At 71.2% G+C, this 15,072-nt stretch carries 16 protein-coding genes; 6 read left to right on the forward strand and 10 right to left on the reverse strand.

The window, feature by feature from the left end; all coding sequences use genetic code 11:
- Positions 1 to 5: 5 nt before the first annotated feature.
- Genes LXM64_RS02360 through LXM64_RS02385 form a run of 6 tightly spaced genes read right to left on the reverse strand, consistent with a single transcriptional unit; the run spans position 6 to position 5,838 of the window.
- Positions 6 to 788, reverse strand: coding sequence for an ABC transporter permease (locus LXM64_RS02360; RefSeq protein ID WP_234074479.1), 783 nt, complete (start codon positions 786 to 788; stop codon positions 6 to 8).
- Positions 785 to 1,579 (reverse strand): ABC transporter ATP-binding protein, encoded by a 795-nt coding sequence (locus LXM64_RS02365; protein ID WP_234074480.1) that lies wholly within the window; start codon positions 1,577 to 1,579, stop codon positions 785 to 787. The genes LXM64_RS02360 and LXM64_RS02365 overlap by 4 nt, the downstream gene beginning before the upstream one ends.
- Complete coding sequence (locus LXM64_RS02370) at positions 1,576 to 2,469, reverse strand: ABC transporter permease (RefSeq protein ID WP_234074481.1); 894 nt, start codon at positions 2,467 to 2,469, stop codon at positions 1,576 to 1,578. The genes LXM64_RS02365 and LXM64_RS02370 overlap by 4 nt, the downstream gene beginning before the upstream one ends.
- Positions 2,466 to 3,482 carry a TIGR03842 family LLM class F420-dependent oxidoreductase gene (locus tag LXM64_RS02375; protein ID WP_234074482.1) on the reverse strand — a complete coding sequence of 339 codons (1,017 nt, stop codon included), beginning with the start codon at positions 3,480 to 3,482 and terminating at the stop codon, positions 2,466 to 2,468. The genes LXM64_RS02370 and LXM64_RS02375 overlap by 4 nt, the downstream gene beginning before the upstream one ends.
- A gap of 56 nt (positions 3,483 to 3,538) precedes the next feature.
- Positions 3,539 to 4,975: a dihydropyrimidinase gene (gene hydA / locus LXM64_RS02380; protein WP_234074483.1), complete on the reverse strand. Its 1,437-nt coding sequence runs from the start codon at positions 4,973 to 4,975 to the stop codon at positions 3,539 to 3,541.
- A gap of 14 nt (positions 4,976 to 4,989) precedes the next feature.
- A complete protein-coding gene (locus LXM64_RS02385) occupies positions 4,990 to 5,838 on the reverse strand; it encodes a nitrilase-related carbon-nitrogen hydrolase (RefSeq protein ID WP_234074484.1) in 849 nt (282 codons plus the stop codon).
- Between the two features lie 146 nt (positions 5,839 to 5,984).
- Here LXM64_RS02385 and LXM64_RS02390 point away from each other — a divergent pair, with 146 nt between their 5' ends.
- From LXM64_RS02390 to LXM64_RS02410, 5 genes are all read left to right on the forward strand, one after another.
- Positions 5,985 to 7,346, forward strand: coding sequence for a PLP-dependent aminotransferase family protein (locus tag LXM64_RS02390; RefSeq protein ID WP_234074485.1), 1,362 nt, complete (start codon positions 5,985 to 5,987; stop codon positions 7,344 to 7,346).
- Between the two features lie 59 nt (positions 7,347 to 7,405).
- Positions 7,406 to 8,572 (forward strand): sensor histidine kinase, encoded by a 1,167-nt coding sequence (locus LXM64_RS02395; RefSeq protein ID WP_234074486.1) that lies wholly within the window; start codon positions 7,406 to 7,408, stop codon positions 8,570 to 8,572.
- Positions 8,569 to 9,213 carry a response regulator gene (locus LXM64_RS02400; protein WP_234074487.1) on the forward strand — a complete coding sequence of 215 codons (645 nt, stop codon included), beginning with the start codon at positions 8,569 to 8,571 and terminating at the stop codon, positions 9,211 to 9,213. Before LXM64_RS02395 ends, LXM64_RS02400 begins: the two co-directional genes overlap by 4 nt.
- Positions 9,214 to 9,478: 265 nt before the next feature.
- On the forward strand, positions 9,479 to 10,246 hold the full coding sequence (locus LXM64_RS02405; RefSeq protein WP_137418083.1) for an ABC transporter ATP-binding protein: 768 nt from the start codon (positions 9,479 to 9,481) through the stop codon (positions 10,244 to 10,246).
- A gap of 65 nt (positions 10,247 to 10,311) precedes the next feature.
- Complete coding sequence (locus tag LXM64_RS02410) at positions 10,312 to 11,697, forward strand: ABC transporter permease (RefSeq protein WP_234075515.1); 1,386 nt, start codon at positions 10,312 to 10,314, stop codon at positions 11,695 to 11,697.
- Between the two features lie 37 nt (positions 11,698 to 11,734).
- Here LXM64_RS02410 and LXM64_RS02415 read toward each other — a convergent pair whose 3' ends face one another.
- Positions 11,735 to 12,232, reverse strand: a complete 498-nt coding sequence (locus tag LXM64_RS02415; RefSeq protein WP_234074488.1) for a hypothetical protein — start codon at positions 12,230 to 12,232, stop codon at positions 11,735 to 11,737.
- 75 nt (positions 12,233 to 12,307) lie between these two features.
- On the opposite strand from LXM64_RS02415, the gene LXM64_RS02420 reads away from it, so the two are divergent.
- Positions 12,308 to 12,916, forward strand: a complete 609-nt coding sequence (locus tag LXM64_RS02420) for a 2-phosphosulfolactate phosphatase (protein WP_234074489.1) — start codon at positions 12,308 to 12,310, stop codon at positions 12,914 to 12,916.
- A 4-nt stretch (positions 12,917 to 12,920) separates the two neighbouring features.
- On the opposite strand, the gene LXM64_RS02425 is transcribed toward LXM64_RS02420, so the two are convergent.
- From LXM64_RS02425 to LXM64_RS02435, 3 genes are all read right to left on the reverse strand, one after another.
- Complete coding sequence (locus tag LXM64_RS02425; protein ID WP_137418080.1) at positions 12,921 to 13,409, reverse strand: SprT-like domain-containing protein; 489 nt, start codon at positions 13,407 to 13,409, stop codon at positions 12,921 to 12,923.
- A gap of 38 nt (positions 13,410 to 13,447) precedes the next feature.
- Positions 13,448 to 13,975: a hypothetical protein gene (locus LXM64_RS02430; protein WP_137418079.1), complete on the reverse strand. Its 528-nt coding sequence runs from the start codon at positions 13,973 to 13,975 to the stop codon at positions 13,448 to 13,450.
- Between the two features lie 217 nt (positions 13,976 to 14,192).
- Complete coding sequence (locus LXM64_RS02435) at positions 14,193 to 15,059, reverse strand: spermidine synthase (RefSeq protein ID WP_234074490.1); 867 nt, start codon at positions 15,057 to 15,059, stop codon at positions 14,193 to 14,195.
- Positions 15,060 to 15,072 lie beyond the last annotated feature (13 nt).

The following is a 15,072-nucleotide window of genomic DNA, read 5'->3' on the forward strand; positions in this document are numbered from 1 at the left end:
TCCGGTCAGACCGGGGCCCGCCTCGTCGACAGTCGCTCCAGGAGACTCGTCACGAGGAAGAAGAGAAGACCGATGAGGATGCCGCCGAGCACGAACGCCCACGCGAGCGCTGCGCGGCCCGACTTCGCATAGCTCGCGATGGCGGTTCCGATGCCGTCGGCAGGGCCGCCGAAGTACTCCGCCACCAGGGCGGAGATCACCGCGAGCGACGCGGCGATGCGGATCCCGGACATCAGATACGGCAGCGCGGTCGGCAGCGTCAGGAACCGGAAGGTCTGGGACCGGGATGCCGCCGCTGCGCGCAGCAGGTCCCGTTGCACCGGCCGCGTCTGGCGAAGCCCGCGCAGCACGTTGACGAACACGGGGACGAAGGCCGCGATGGTCGCCACGGCCTGACGCCCGAACTGGCTCGAGGCCCCGAACATCGTGTTCAGGATGGGGGTGAGCGCGACGATCGGGATGACGGCGAGCGCCGCGACGAGAGGCGCGAGCATCCCGTCGATCGGTTTGGCGGATGCGGCCAGTGCGGCCAGGAGGATCGCCAGCACGGTTCCGGCGACGAGGCCCACGAGAGCGTTGGTCCCGGTGATCGCCATGTCGGGCGCGATGATCGACCAGCGGGTGAAGAATTCCTCGAGGATGGCGATCGGGCTCGGGAGCATCCGCGGTGCCGCATCGGCGACATCGACGACGAGCACCCACGCCACCAGCCCGATCAGGGCGACGCCTGCGGGGGCTGCGACCCGGAGCCATGAGGGCAGCCGGCGATCGACTCTCGCCGTGCTCATCTTTCGTTCGCCCTGGTCGCCGGCGTTCCATGCAGGGCCTCGCGCACCTCGGTGACCTTCGCGAAGTACTCGGTCGACTCGCGCAGCGCCTCGTCGCGGACACGGTCGAAACGTGTCGGGATGACGGTCGTGATGCGCCCGGGGCGGGGACTCATCACGACGACCCGATCGGAGAGGAACACCGCCTCCGGGATCGAGTGCGTCACGAAGACGACGGCCGCGCCGGTCTCGGCCGCGATGCGGGTCAGCTCCGCCTGCAACCGCTCACGCGTCATCTCGTCGAGCGCTCCGAACGGCTCGTCCATGAGCAGCAGCTTGGGTCGTGCGGCGAGGGAGCGGGCGATCGCGACGCGCTGCTGCATCCCGCCCGAGAGCTGGTCGGGGTAGCGCTGCATGAAGTCGGTCAAGCCGACCAGTTCGGCGAGCTCGGCAACCCGCGCCGCGCGCTCCGCCTTCGTCACCCGCTGGATCTCCAGGGGAAGGGCGATGTTCTCGGCGATCGTGCGCCACGGGAGCAGCCCCGCCTGCTGGAACGCCATGCCGTAGTCCTGGTCGAGCCGCGCGGTGACGGCCGGCTTGCCGAAGATCTCGAGGGTGCCCGCGGTGGCGGCGTCGAGGTCGGCGATCAGGCGCAGCAGCGTCGACTTGCCGCATCCGGAAGGGCCGATCAGCGAGACGAACTCGCCCGGCGCGACGTCGAGATCGACATCGGTGAGCGCGATGACATCGCCGGTCCGGGTCGGGAAGATCTTGCCCACGCCTGCGGCGCGGACGGCGGGTGCGGTCGTCATGCGGTCTCCTCGCCTCTGCGGTAGTTCTTGAGCCCGGCGCCCACGAGGGCCACGGATGCTGCGGCGACGAGCCCGAGCGCGATCGTGCCGAAGGTGGGGCCCCAGGGCGCGGCCGGATCGGACGATGCCTGACCGGCGAGCTGGATGAGCATGCGTCCGATTCCTCCGCGCATGCCGATGGACACCTCCGCGACCACCGCCCCGACGACCGCAGCCGCGGCCGCAAGTCTCATTGCCGGCAGCAGATAGGGCACCGCCGCGGGCAGCCGCAGTCGCCAGAGCGTCGTCCCGTAGCCCGCTGCGTACGTGCGGAGGAGATCGACGTGGATGCTGTCGGGTGCCTGCAGGCCGCGGAGCATGCCGATCGCGACCGGGAAGAAGGCGAGGTAGGAGGCGATGACGGCGACGGACAGCCACTGCGGCCAGGGGATCCCCTCGCGCGCCAGCTGCCCTCCGAGGGCGTTCACGACGGGTGCGAACGCGATCAACGGCACGGTCTGACTGACCACGATCCAGGGCAGCAGGCCCCATTCGACGAGCCGCCAGCGCTGCATCGCGATCGCGAGGACGCCGCCGACGAGGACGCCGATCACCCATCCCGCCGCCGCGATGCCGAGCGTGACGCCTCCCGCCGACACGACCGACACCCACAGCGGCGGGGTGTCGCCGCCGCTCGTCGAGGCGAACAGTCGTGCGACCATCTCCCAGACGTGCGGCATCGCGCGGTCGTGGGTGCGCGGGAGGATCATGACGCCGCTGCCCGTGGAGCCGTCGCCGGCGATCGTGACCCCCTCAGCGGGCCCCAGGAACTTGTAGAGCTCCCAGAGGGCGATGACGGCCGCGACGCCCACCACGCCCCAGAACGCGGCGGCCGCGCGGCGCGTCCTCATCGCTTCGCCGTGATGTGCTCGGTCAGGGCGGGGATGACGCGCTCGCCGTACACGCGCATCGTCTCCTCCTTGTTGTCGTGCTGCAGGTAGCCCGCGAACTGGGTGACCCCGATCTCCCGCAGTGCCTCGAGCTTGGCGATGTGCTCCTCGGCGGTGCCGAGCAGGCAGAACCGGTCGACGATCTCGTCCGGCACGAAGTCGACGTGGTCGTTGGCCGCCCTGCCGTGGCTGTTGTAGTCGTAGCCGGTGCGTCCCGCGATGTAGTCGGTGAGCGCCTGCGGAACCTCGCCCGACGTGCCGTACTTGGCGACGATGTCGGCGACGTGGTTGCCGACCATGCCGCCGAACCACCGGCACTGGTCGCGCATGTGCTGCCGGTCCTCGCCGATGTACATGGGGGCTGCGACGCAGAACGCGATGCTGTCGGGGTCGCGACCGGCAGCGGCGGCGGCATCCTTGACGACCTTGATCATCCAGCTCGCGATGTCGAGGTCGGCCAGCTGCAGGATGAAGCCGTCGCCGACCTCCCCGGTCAGCTTCAGCGCGAGCGGACCGTAGGCGGCGACCCAGACGTCGAGCGCCGACCCACGGCTCCAGGGGAACTGCAGCGTCGCGCCTTTGTACTCGACGGGACGAGAGTTGGCCAGCTCCCGGATGACGTGGATCGACTCGCGCAGCTCGGACATCGAGACCGGCTTGCCGTTCGTCACGCGCACGGCCGAGTCCCCGCGTCCGATCCCGCAGATCGTCCGGTTGCCGTACATCTCGTTGAGCGTCGCGAACACGGATGCGGTCACCGTCCAGTCGCGGGTGGCCGGGTTGGTCACGAAGGGGCCGACCGTGATGCGCTTGGTCGCGTTCAGGATGGCGGAGTGCACCACGTAGGGTTCCTCCCACAGCAGGTGCGAGTCGAAGGTCCACACGTGGCTGAAGCCGTGCGCCTCCGCAAGCTGCGACAGCTGCACGGTGCGGGATGCGGGCGGGTTGGTCTGCAGGACGACGCCGAAGTCCATGGGTCACACCTTCCGGTCGGTGAGCAGGGCCGGGGAGCCGGGACGGAGCGCGCGCATCAGATCAGGTACTGGCTCAGGCCGCGCTTGACGAACCGGCCGTCGCCGGCCCGCCCCAGGTACCGGCCAGCGTCGACGACGACCTTGCCGCGCGCGATGACCGTGTCGACGTGGCCGTCGACCTCGAAGCCCTCCCATGCGGAATGGTCCATGTTCATGTGGTGGGTCTTGTCGACTCCGATCGATGTGTGTCCCTGGGGGTCGTAGATCACGATGTCCGCATCCGCGCCGGGCGCGATGACGCCCTTCTGGCCGTACATCCCGAACATGCGCGCCGGGGTCGTGCTGGTCAGCTCCACCCAGCGTTCGAGAGTGATCTCGCCGGTCACGACGCCCTGGTACATGAGGTCCATGCGGTGCTCGACCGATCCGATGCCGTTGGGGATCGCGCGGAAGTCGCCGAGGCCGAGTTCCTTCTGCCCCTTCATGCAGAACGGGCAGTGGTCGGTGGACACCATCTGCAGGTCGTTCGTGCGCAGCGCCTGCCACATGTGGTCCTGGTGGCCCTCCGCCCGGGCCCGCAGCGGTGTGGAGCAGACCCACTTGGCACCCTCGAACGCCCCCCATTGTTCGCTCGAGGCCCCCAACTGCTCCTCCAGGGAGAGGTACAGGTATTGCGGGCACGTCTCGCCGAAGACGTTCTGGCCCTTGTCCCGTGCGGTGGCGAGCTGCTCGACGGCCTGCTTCGCGCTCACGTGCACGACGTACAGCGGTGCGCCGGTGAGATTCGCGAGCATGATCGCACGGTGCGTCGCCTCCTCCTCGGCCTGCCACGCGCGAGCGATCCCGTGGAAGTAGGGGTCGGTCTTGCCGGCTTCCACCAGCTGCTCGGCGAGCACATCGATCACGGGGCCGTTCTCGGCGTGCATCATCGTGAGCAGGCCCGTATCGGCGGCGACCTGCATGGCGCGAAGGATCTGCGCGTCGTCCGCGTAGAAGACGCCGGGATACGCCATGAACATCTTGAAGCTCGTGATGCCCTCGTCGATGAGTCCCGGCAGGGCCGCCAGAGCGTCCGCATCCACGCCGCCGACGATCTGATGGAACCCGTAGTCGATCGCGCAGTTGCCCGCCGCGAGCTCGTGCCAGTGGGCGAGCCCGTCCTGGACGCGCTCGCCGGTGCGCTGCACCGCGAAGTCCACGATCGTGGTCGTGCCGCCCCAGGCCGCGGCGCGCGTGCCCGTCTCGAAGGTGTCGGACGCGCTCGTGCCGCCGAAGGGCAGCTGCATGTGGGTGTGGGCGTCGATGCCCCCGGGGATGACGTACCTGCCGGTCGCGTCGATGACGGTGTCGACGGATGCGGTCAGATCGCTGCCCAGGAGCTGGGAGCCGGGTGCGAGCACCGCGACGATCCGCTCGCCGTCGACGAGGACGTCGGCCGCCGCGCGGCCGGTGGCGGAGACGACGGTGCCGCCCGTGATGAGTGTGGTGGTCATGATCGCTCCGCCTCTCAGGGGGCCGTGATCTCGTCGTAGGTGTCGGGCCGGCGGTCGCGGAAGAACTGCCAGTCGTCGCGCATCTGCTGCACGAGGTCCATGTCGAGATCGCGGATGAGGATCTCCTCGTGCTCGCCCGAGCCGAGCTCGCCCACGTAGTTGCCCCGCGGGTCGACGATCTGGCTCTTGCCGTAGAAGGTCACGGCTTCGTCGCCGTACTCGTTGTCCTCGCGGCCCACGCGGTTCGGCGCGAGCACGAAGTATCCGTTCGCGACGGCCGCGGCCGGCTGCTCGACCTCCCAGAGGCGATTCGACAGGCCGGGCTTGGTCGCGTTGGGGTTGAAGGCGAGGTGCGCGCCGTTCAGGCCGAGCTCGCGCCATGCCTCAGGGAAGTGGCGGTCGTAGCAGATGATGACGCCGACCTTGCCCACCGCCGTGTCGAAGACCGGGTAGCCGAGGTTTCCGGGACGGAAGTAGAACTTCTCCCAGAACTTCTCGACGTGCGGGATGTGGTTCTTGCGGTAGACGCCCGCGATCGAGCCGTCCGCATCCACCACGACGGCGGTGTTGTAGTAGACGCCGGTCTGCTGCTCCTCGTAGATCGGGAGCACCATCACCAGCGACAGCTCCTTCGCCAGGGCGGCGAACCGCTGCACGATGGGTCCGTCCACAGGCTCCGCGTAGCGGTAGTACTTCTTGTCCTGGGTGATCCCGAAATAGGGGCCGTAGAACAGCTCCTGGAAGCAGATCACCTGGGCGCCGGCGGCTGCCGCATCCCGAGCGAACTGCTCGTGCTTGTCGAGCATGGACGCCTTGTCGCCCGTCCACGTCGTCTGCGTGATCGCTGCGCGTACCGTCGTCATCGTCGCCTCCCGGTTGTTTCTCGTGGAGGACCCTGGCAGCGACGGGGACCGGAGCGGTTCCGGCGGGTCATCCCCGTTCTGTTATCTTTCTGACTGAACATTTCTCTTCGGTTTCAGCCTGTGACGTGATGGTTAATGGTGCACCCGTGAGCGAATCGGCGAAAGACCCGGTCGGAGCACGGATCGCCGCGGCCGGTGAGCGCAGTCCCGAGGGGATCGCCCGCGAACTGGGACGTCTGGTGACCGACGGCGTGCTCGCCCCCGGCGACCGTCTGCCCACGGTGCGCGAGGTCGCGGCGGCCCTCTCGGTGAGCCCCGCGACGGTCAGCGCCGCCTGGCAGGCGCTCGCCCGCGCGGGCGTCATCGTCTCCAGGGGGAGGGCGGGGAGCTTCGTGCGCGCGCCCCGTCGGGCCTGGCTCACCCCGCGCGTGAAGGGCCTGTCGGGTGCGGCTCCCGCAGGCTGGGATCTGGCATCCGGCATGCCCGACCCCGCCCTCCTGCCACCCCTGCGCGCGGCGTTCGAGCGCGTCGATCTGCGGGCGGGGGCGGGGAGATACCACGACGTCCCGGTCCTTCCCGAGCTCGCGGACGTGCTGCGGGAGAGCTGGCCCTCGCGGGTGGAGACGCTGACGGTCGTCGACGGCGCGATGGACGGCATCGCGAGGGTGATGGAACAGACCGTGCGCTTCGGCGACCGGGTGGCGATCGAGTCTCCCGGCTACCCCTACTTCTTCGACCTGTTGGACGCTCTCGGCGCCGAGGCCGTGCCGGTCGAGGTCGACGACGAGGGGATGGTGCCCGCATCCCTCACCCGGGCCCTCGCGCGGCATCCGTCGGCGGTGCTGCTGCAGCCGCGGGCGCAGAACCCGACCGGCGCCTCGATGACCGCGATGCGGGCGCAGCAGCTCGCGGGTGCGATCCGCGCGGCGCGCGACGGCGACCGGGTGCTCGTCGTCGAGGACGACCACTCCGGCCTCATCGCGATGGCGCCCGCGGTGACGCTCGCGCGCTGGCTGCCCGATCAGGTCGTCCACGTGCGCAGCTTCTCGAAGTCCCACGGGCCCGATCTGCGCATCGCCGCCATGGGTGGCCCGGCTCGGGTGCTGGACCGCGTGATCGCGCGCCGGATGCTGGGCCCGGGGTGGACGTCGCGCCTGCTGCAGAGCGTGCTGCTGGACATGCTCACCCGGCCGGATCCCGTGGCGGCCGTGAAGCGCGCCCGCCTCGCCTACCGGGACCGGCAGGAGGCGATGGTGGGGGCGCTGCGGCGAGAGGGTGTCCCGCTCGTGCCGCCGGACGGGATCAACCTGTGGGTGCCCGTCCTCGATGAGCGCGCGGCCCTCGTCGAGCTCGCCGCCGCCGGGATCGTGGTCGCCGCGGGGGCGCCGTTCGTGGCGGGTGAGGCGCACGCCCCCCATGTGCGCGTGACGGTGGGGCTCATCTCGCCCGGTGACGCCCAGGGTGCGGCGGCCGCCCTCGCCGCGGCGGCACGCGCGAGCGGGCGCTGAGCGCGGGATACATCGCTGGACGGATGCGGGTGCCGCCGGCGTCCGCGTAGCGTGTCAGAGTGTTCCGCCAGCTCTCGCCCGTGCAGTGGCTCGTCGACGCCGTCCTCGCGTTCGGGTTCTTCGGCGTCACGGGCTTCCTGTTCTACACGCCGTCCTCGGGCGATCAGGTGTGGGGCGTGCTGGTGTCCCTCGGCATGGCGGTGGCGCTGGGGTTGCGCCGGTTCTCGCCGTTCCTGGCGTTGGCCGTCGCGTGGGTGAGCGCGCTCGCACAGATGGCGCTGGGGCTGCAGCCCATGCTCAGCAACGTCGCGATCTTCGTCGTTCTCTACGCGACGGCCGCCTACGGGACGCGGCTGCTGTTCTGGATCGGCTTCTCGTCCGCTGTCGCGGGCTCCGCGGCCATCGCGATCTACCTCGTCTTCGTCAACTCCTACGTGGTCTCCTCGGGCCTGGACTGGCGCAATCTGCCGCTGGCCGTGTTCGTCATGCTGGCGGCGTTGTTCGCCCTCGGGCTCTCGTGGACGGCGGGTGCGCTGGTGCGCACCGCGGCGCGTGCCAGAGAGACCCGGCAGGCGAGGGACGCGGCGCGCGCGCAGGTGGCGATCGAATCCGAGCGGATGCGGATCGCCCGCGACATGCACGACATCGTCGCGCACTCCCTCGCGGTGGTGATCGCTCAGGCCGACGGCGCACGGTACGCGGCCGCGGCCGACCCCGCCGCCGCCACGACCGCGCTCGGGACGATCTCGTCCACCGCGCGTTCCGCGCTGACCGATGTGCGCCTGCTGCTCACGCAGCTGCGCCATCAGCAGGGGGCCGGGCCGCAGCCGACGCTGGCGGACCTCGACGCCCTGTTCGCCCAGGTGCATGCGGCGGGCGTGGATCTGCGGGTGCAGATCGCGCCGGTGCCGCCGCAGGACGTGCCGGCGGCCGTGCAGCTGGCCGTGTTCCGCATCCTGCAGGAGGCGCTCACCAACGCCCTGCGGCACGGCGACGGCCCCGTGGAGGTCTGGCTCGCGTGGCAGAGTGATCACGTGCGAGCAACCGTGCGCAACGCGCTGCGTGCCCCGGCCCGAGAGCAGCAGCGGGCGCTCGACGACCCCGGCGGGCACGGCGTCGTCGGCATGCGCGAGCGCGCGCAGCTGGTCGGTGGAACGCTGTTCGCCGGAGCCACCGAGGGCGGTTTCCTCGTCGACGCGCATCTGCCGATCGGGGCCGCGGCATGAGTGCCGCGGTGCGCGTCGTCCTGGTCGACGATCAGGCGCTCTTCCGCGCCGGCATCCGCATGCTGGTGGATTCTCAGCCCGATCTGAGTGTCGTGGGCGAGGCGGGCGACGGCGTCGAGGCCATCGAGGTGGTGCGCCGGGAGCGCCCCGACGTCGTGCTGATGGACATCCGGATGCCGCGCCTGGACGGCCTTGCGGCCACGGCGGAGCTGCTGCGCGACGCCGACGCACCGCGCATCGTGATGCTGACGACCTTCGATCTGGATGAGGCGGCGGCGCGCGCCATCCGAGAGGGGGCCAGCGGGTTCCTGCTGAAGGACGCGGACCCCGAGTTCCTCCTCGCCGCCATCCGCACGGTGCACGCGGGCTCCGCCGTCATCGCCGCGAGCGCCACGCGCGACCTGTTCGCACAGTTCTCGCCTCCGGCCGTCGCGGCGCCGCCGGCCTGGCAGGCGCTGACCGACCGTGAGCGGGAGATCTTCGCGCTCGCCGCCCGCGGGCTCTCCAACGCCGAGATCGCGGAGCGGGAGTTCCTGTCCGAGGCGACCGTGAAGACGCACATCAGCCGCATCCTCGCGAAGCTCGCCCTGCGCGACCGCGTGCAGCTCGTCGTCTTCGCCTTCGAGCACGGCCTCGTCTGACCCTCCGCTCCCGCCTACGGGGTGCGCCCGCTGGTGCCCGAGTTGCGTCGCAGTTGCGCAGATGCGCCACTTTTGCGCGCCTGCCACAGTGATCACCTGTCGCGGATGCGCAAAAGTGCGGCGCTGCCGGCGCCGAACGCCCCCTCGGGCCGGGCGTCCCCTTCGCCCGTACCCCGCCCGGTCCGGGCGAATCATCCGCCAGAAGGATGCGGATACGCCGGGCGGGCGACGCGGCCGATCCCGCCCGATCCATAGCGTCGGAGACATGCACATCTCCTCCAGCGAACTCGGCCTCGCCGCGCGCGTCTCGCGGCTCACGAAGACCTACGGCAGCGGCGCCGGCGCCGTCCGCGCCCTCGACGACGTCGCCGTCGGCATCCGTCGCGGCGAGTTCACCGCCATCATGGGAGCCTCCGGCTCCGGCAAGTCGACGCTGATGCACATCATGGCCGGCCTCGACGCCCCGACGAGCGGATCCGTGTGGATCGGCGACACCGACATCACCGGCCTCGGCGACCGCGAACTGACCGTCCTGCGGCGCCGCCGAGTCGGCTTCGTGTTCCAGTCCTTCAACCTCGTGCCGACGCTGGACGTCATCGGCAACATCACGCTCCCCTTCGACCTGGACGACCGTCGCCCGTCGGCGATGGAGCGTGCGCGGATCGACATGCTCGTCGAGACGCTCGGGCTGCGCTCGCGTCTGACGCATCGGCCCCACGAGCTCAGCGGCGGGCAGCAGCAGCGGGTGGCCATCGCCCGCGCCCTCGCCACGGCACCCGATCTGCTCTTCGCCGACGAGCCGACCGGCAACCTCGACTCCCGCACCGGACGCGAGGTGCTCGCACTGCTGCGCGCCGCGAGCCGCGAGCACGGACAGTCGATCGCGATGGTCACCCACGACCCGATCGCCGCGAGCCACGCCGACCGCGTGATCTATCTCGGCGACGGTCGTGTCGTCGCCGATCACCGCGGGCAGAGCGCGGAGCAGATCGCCGCCTTCATGCTCGCCGCGGAGCAGGGAGCCGTCGCGTGAGCGCCGCGGCGCTGCCGGCAGCCGCGCGAGGCGCAGCACCCCTCGCGTGGCTGCGCGAGCGCGGCATGGGGGCCAGCATCCTCGTCTCCGCCATCTCCACGGCGTTCGGGGTCATCCTCATCTCCGCCACCGGATACATCGCGGCGCTCCTGCGAGCCGACCCGTACATCGGCGACAGCGGCACGCTCGCCTTCGTGCTCAGCTTCCTCACCGTCCTGCTGGTGGGGGTGGCGGTCTACGTGGCGGGCGTCGTCACGGCCAACACGTTCGCCACGGTCGTCGCCGGCCGGACGCGGCGGATCGCGCTGCTGCGCCTCATCGGCGCATCGGCGCGTTCACAGCGCACGGAGCTCGCGCGACAGGGTCTGATCGTGGGGACGATCGGTGCGCTCGTCGGTCTCGTCGGCGGAACGCTGGTCGCGATCATCGGCGTCGGAGCGGCGGACTGGGCCCTGGGACTCGACGTCTCCTTCGCCCCGGTGGAGCCGATGCTCGTCGTCCCGGCGGCGATCGTCGCACTCACCACGTGGGCCGCCGCATGGGCGGGGTCGCGGCGAGTGCTGACCGTCACGCCCCTCGAGGCGCTCGGCGGCTCCGTGGAAGCGCCCTACGCGCGCGCCGCACGGCGCACCGGACGCAATGTCACCGCGCTCGCCCTCCTCGTTCTGGGGGTGCTCCTGCTCGGCGGCGGGATCGCCTACGGGCTGCTCAGCCCCACGGGCGTCATCATCGCCTTCTTCGGCGGCGTGCTGTCGTTCACGGGCCTCGCGCTGGGTGCGACGCTCGTGATGCCGCCCGTTCTGCGCCTGGTCGGCTCGATCTTCGGCCGTTCTGCCATGTCGCGCCTGGCCGCCCAGAACGCCCTGCGCTACCCCGAGCGGTCGAGTCGGATGGCGATCGGTGTCGTCATGGGTGTCACGCTCATCACGATGTTCGCCGTCGCGATCGCCTCGACGAAGGCGGTCATGACCGCCGCCGGCGGGGGATCGATGCCGGACGAGCTGTCGCGTGTGCTCGACACGTTCTCCGCCGTGATGATGGGACTCGTCGCGGTCTCGGCTGTCATCGCCGGTGTGGGTCTGGTCAACCTGCTGACGCTCGGCGTCGTGCAGCGGCGACGCGAGCTGGGGCTGCTGCGCACCCTGGGAGTCTCGAACGCGCAGCTGCGTGCGATGGTGCTGCGTGAGGCCGCCCACATCACGATCGCGGCCACCGCGACCGGGCTGCTGCTGGGCATCGTCTACGGCTGGGCCGGCGCGCAGTCCCTCCTCGGCTCCGTGCCGATCGATCCCACGCGCCCGCCCGAGCCGACATTCGTGCTCCCGGCCGTCCCGCCGATCCCCGTGCTCGTGATCGTCGCGGCGACGACCGTGCTCACCCTCGTCGCGGCCGTCGTGCCGACCCGGCTCGCCACGCGTGTGGCCCCCATCGAGGCGCTCGCCGAGGCCTGAACCGGGAGCGGGTCCGTGCCGGAGGGTGCGGGCCCGCTCAGGCGGAGGCCGTGGCTTCCGGGTCGTGGGCCCACGTGGGCGCGAGCGCGCGGATGCGGGAGGCCCGCCACTGCCAGGTCGTCCACAGCACCGGCCAGAACAGCGGGGCGGTCCTGCCCTCGATCACGAGCCGCTCGCGCCAGAGCGTGCGGCCGTACCCCGCGGGGCTCACGGCCATCTGGTGGTCCCACATGTCCAGCGACGCGAGGGGGCCGGTCAGCGGCGCCCCGGAGTCGCGGAAGATCCGCACGGGGCCGCGGAGCTCGTCGACCGCGCGATCGCTGACCGAGATGAGCTGGGTCCCGAGGGGCAGGACGCCGCCGGCGAAGAGTCCCACGGCGACATCCTGACCGCTCTCCCAGCTGGTCGGGAGCGGGCTGAGCGGCTGCATGTCGATCAGGGGACCGTAGAGCTCGGCGACGGCACTCGGCGAGTGCAGCGCGCGCCAGGCCGCATCCGGATCGCAGTCGATGACGAACTTCAGCAGGATGCGCATGGCCCCAGTCTGCCCCGCGCGTCTCACGACGTCACGCGGCTGGGCCGCGGCGCGGGGTCGTCCTAATCTGGACGGATGCCCGAGATCGCCGACCAGTCGCGCTACCAGATCCGCTTCGAGTGGGGGGCGTCGGGAGTGCGCCGGCTCGCCGCATCCGACGTGGTCGTGATCGTGGATGTGCTCTCCGCGTCGACCGAGGTCGTGGATGCGGTCGCCGCCGGCGGCGCGGTCCCGCTCGCCGAGACGGGACTCGCCGAGCTCGCGGGCACTGCCCACGACGCCGGTGCCGTCGTCCTGCTCGGGGCGCTGCGCAATGCTGCCGCCGTCGCCGCCGCGGTGCTGGCGGAGCAGCAGCGTCGTGGCGCGCGCACCTCCGTCGCCGTGATCGCTGCGGGAGATGCGGATGCGGCCGGTTGGCGCGTGGCCGTCGAGGACCAGTTCGGCGCGGGTGCCGTGATCGACGCGCTCGGCGCGCTCGGGCTCGATCACACCTCGCCCGAGGCGGCCGCTGCGTGCGAGTCGTTCCGCGGTCTGCAGAGCGCGGTGCGGCATCTGCTCACGGCGAGCGCGAGCGGACAGGCGCTGCTGGAGGCGGGGTCGCGCGAGGCGGTGCTGGCTGCGGCGACGCTCGATGCCGCATCCGCGGTTCCGGTTCTGCGCGACGGCGTCTTCGTCGCGGCGTGAGGGCTCAGCGCGGAGTGGACGCGGCCATCCGCGCGGCCCGCGTGATCTCGCGCCGGGTCCAGGTGAACGCGAAGCGCGGGTCGTAGCGCGGCGCGCAGCTCGCGCAGGAGGTCTGGCGGGTCGCCTTGCGGTGCCGATAGACGACGTGCCCATTGGGGCACACCCCCACCCACGGCGCGAGATCCGTGGCCGTCTCGCCGTGATGGGTCGCGCCGCCGACGTATCCGAGATCGCGCGCGATGCGCTTCCACTGGGGGCCGTGTCCGGCGGCCGAGCCCGCCAGCGCGTGCGCGACCTCGTGCAGCAGTGTCTGGTGGTTGGTGTCGTCGTCGTAGCGGGCGCTCAGATAGCGCGAGAGGCTGATGCGGCGCTTCGTGTAGTCGCAGAGACCGGCGCGACGTTTGGCGTTGTCGAAGCCGAAGCTCCAGCCGTCGTCGAGATGCAGGGCGATCAGGGCCTCCGCCCAGACGCGCACGCGCTGCAGATCCGACATGGGACGAGCGTAGATCGAGCCGCGGACAGCGGGGCGGCTCAGCTGGCGACGCTCGCCGCGATGCGGCGGCGATCCACCGTGTCGATGGCGAGCAGCGTGGTCTCGAGCTGCTCCTCGGGCGCACCGGCCTGCTGGCGCAGGAAGAGGGTGCGCTTGAAGTCGGCGCGGGCCGCATCCAGGTCCTCGCCGTCCAGATGCACCTTGCCGCGGTGCTGATAGGCGAACGCGGCGATACCCGCCCACCCCTGACCCTCGGCCTCTTCGGCGCAGGTCGTGAGCTCGTGCGCCGCAGCGCCGAGCTGTCCGCGCTCCTGCTGGACGGTGGCGTGCAGGATGCGGGCGCGCAGCAGGTCCTTGCGGGTTCCGGCCATACGCGCGGTGCGCACGGTCTGCTCGGCCACGAGGAGCGCCTCGTCGAGCTGGTCGGTCACCTTCAGCAGCCAGACGCGTTCCATCAGCGCGGCCAGGCTGCGCTGCGAGCCGATCTCTTCGAGCCGCTCCAGGCATTCCCGCTCGTCGACGATCTCGCGCAGCGTCTCCGGGTGGTGCCCCCTGATATAGCTCACGTTGCTCCCTTCGTGCCGGCGCCGCATCCAGTGTCGCCGACCTCCGCCGCTGGGCGCTTCAGGCACGCCGCACCGGCGTCCCTCCGCCGCCGTGCGCGCCCCCCAGGATCCCCCTCGCCACCTCTTCGCGAGACGGCATTTACATGACGAGATCACGGTATTCCCCCGTGATCTCGTGCCGAAGATGCAGTCTCGCGGGCAGAGAGAACGAGCCGGCTCAGAGTTCGAAGAGGGATGCGGCGGGTTTGGGTGAAGGGGTGGCGGTCGCATCCGTCGCGGGAACCGCCCCGCGCACGAACTCCTCGAGCTCCGCACCGGTCGCGACCTTCGCCGGATGCGGCCCCGCCGCCATGAGGCGCGGCAGCCACGCCGTCGGCAGGGGAGCGGCGGATGCGGCGATCACGAGGTTGCCGAAGCGTCGTCCCTTGAGCGTCTGCACCTCCGCCAGCAGCGCGATCTCCGGCAGCACCTCCCGCACGGTCGCCACCTGTCGACGGGCGAAGGCGAGGCCCGCGCCGTCGGCGACATTCACGAGCAGCACCCCGTCCGGGGCGAGCAGACGGGCGGCATCCCGATAGAACTCCACGGTGGTCAGGTGCGCGGGCGTCTGTGCTCCCGCGTACACGTCGGACACGAGGAGATCGACGTTGCCCACCAGCGACTCCGGCAGCCGCGCGAGTCCCGCCCTGGCATCCCCGATGCGCACCCGGATCTGCGCCCCGCGCGGCAGGGGGAGGTTGGTGCGCACGAGGTCGACGAGGGCCTGTTCGAGCTCGATGACCTGCTGACGGGACCCCGGACGCGTGTGCGCGACGTAGCGGGGGATGGTGAGTGCGCCTCCGCCGAGGTGCACGGCGGTGAGCGGCTGACCGGGCAGGCGCAGCTGGTCGATCACGGCCGCCATGCGCCCGATGTACTCGAAGTGCAGGTGGGTCGGATCGTCGAGATCGACGTGCGACTGCGGCGTGCCGGCGACATCCAGCTCGAATCCGCTCGTGAACGACGAGGGGACGATGCGGGCGATCGAGCCGTCCGACAGTCGCGCCTCCGGATGCGAGACGTGCTCGTAACGCGCGCGGGCCATGACTCCACAGTAC

The organism is Microbacterium binotii (assembly GCF_021398715.1).
Lineage (GTDB): Bacteria > Actinomycetota > Actinomycetes > Actinomycetales > Microbacteriaceae > Microbacterium > Microbacterium binotii_A.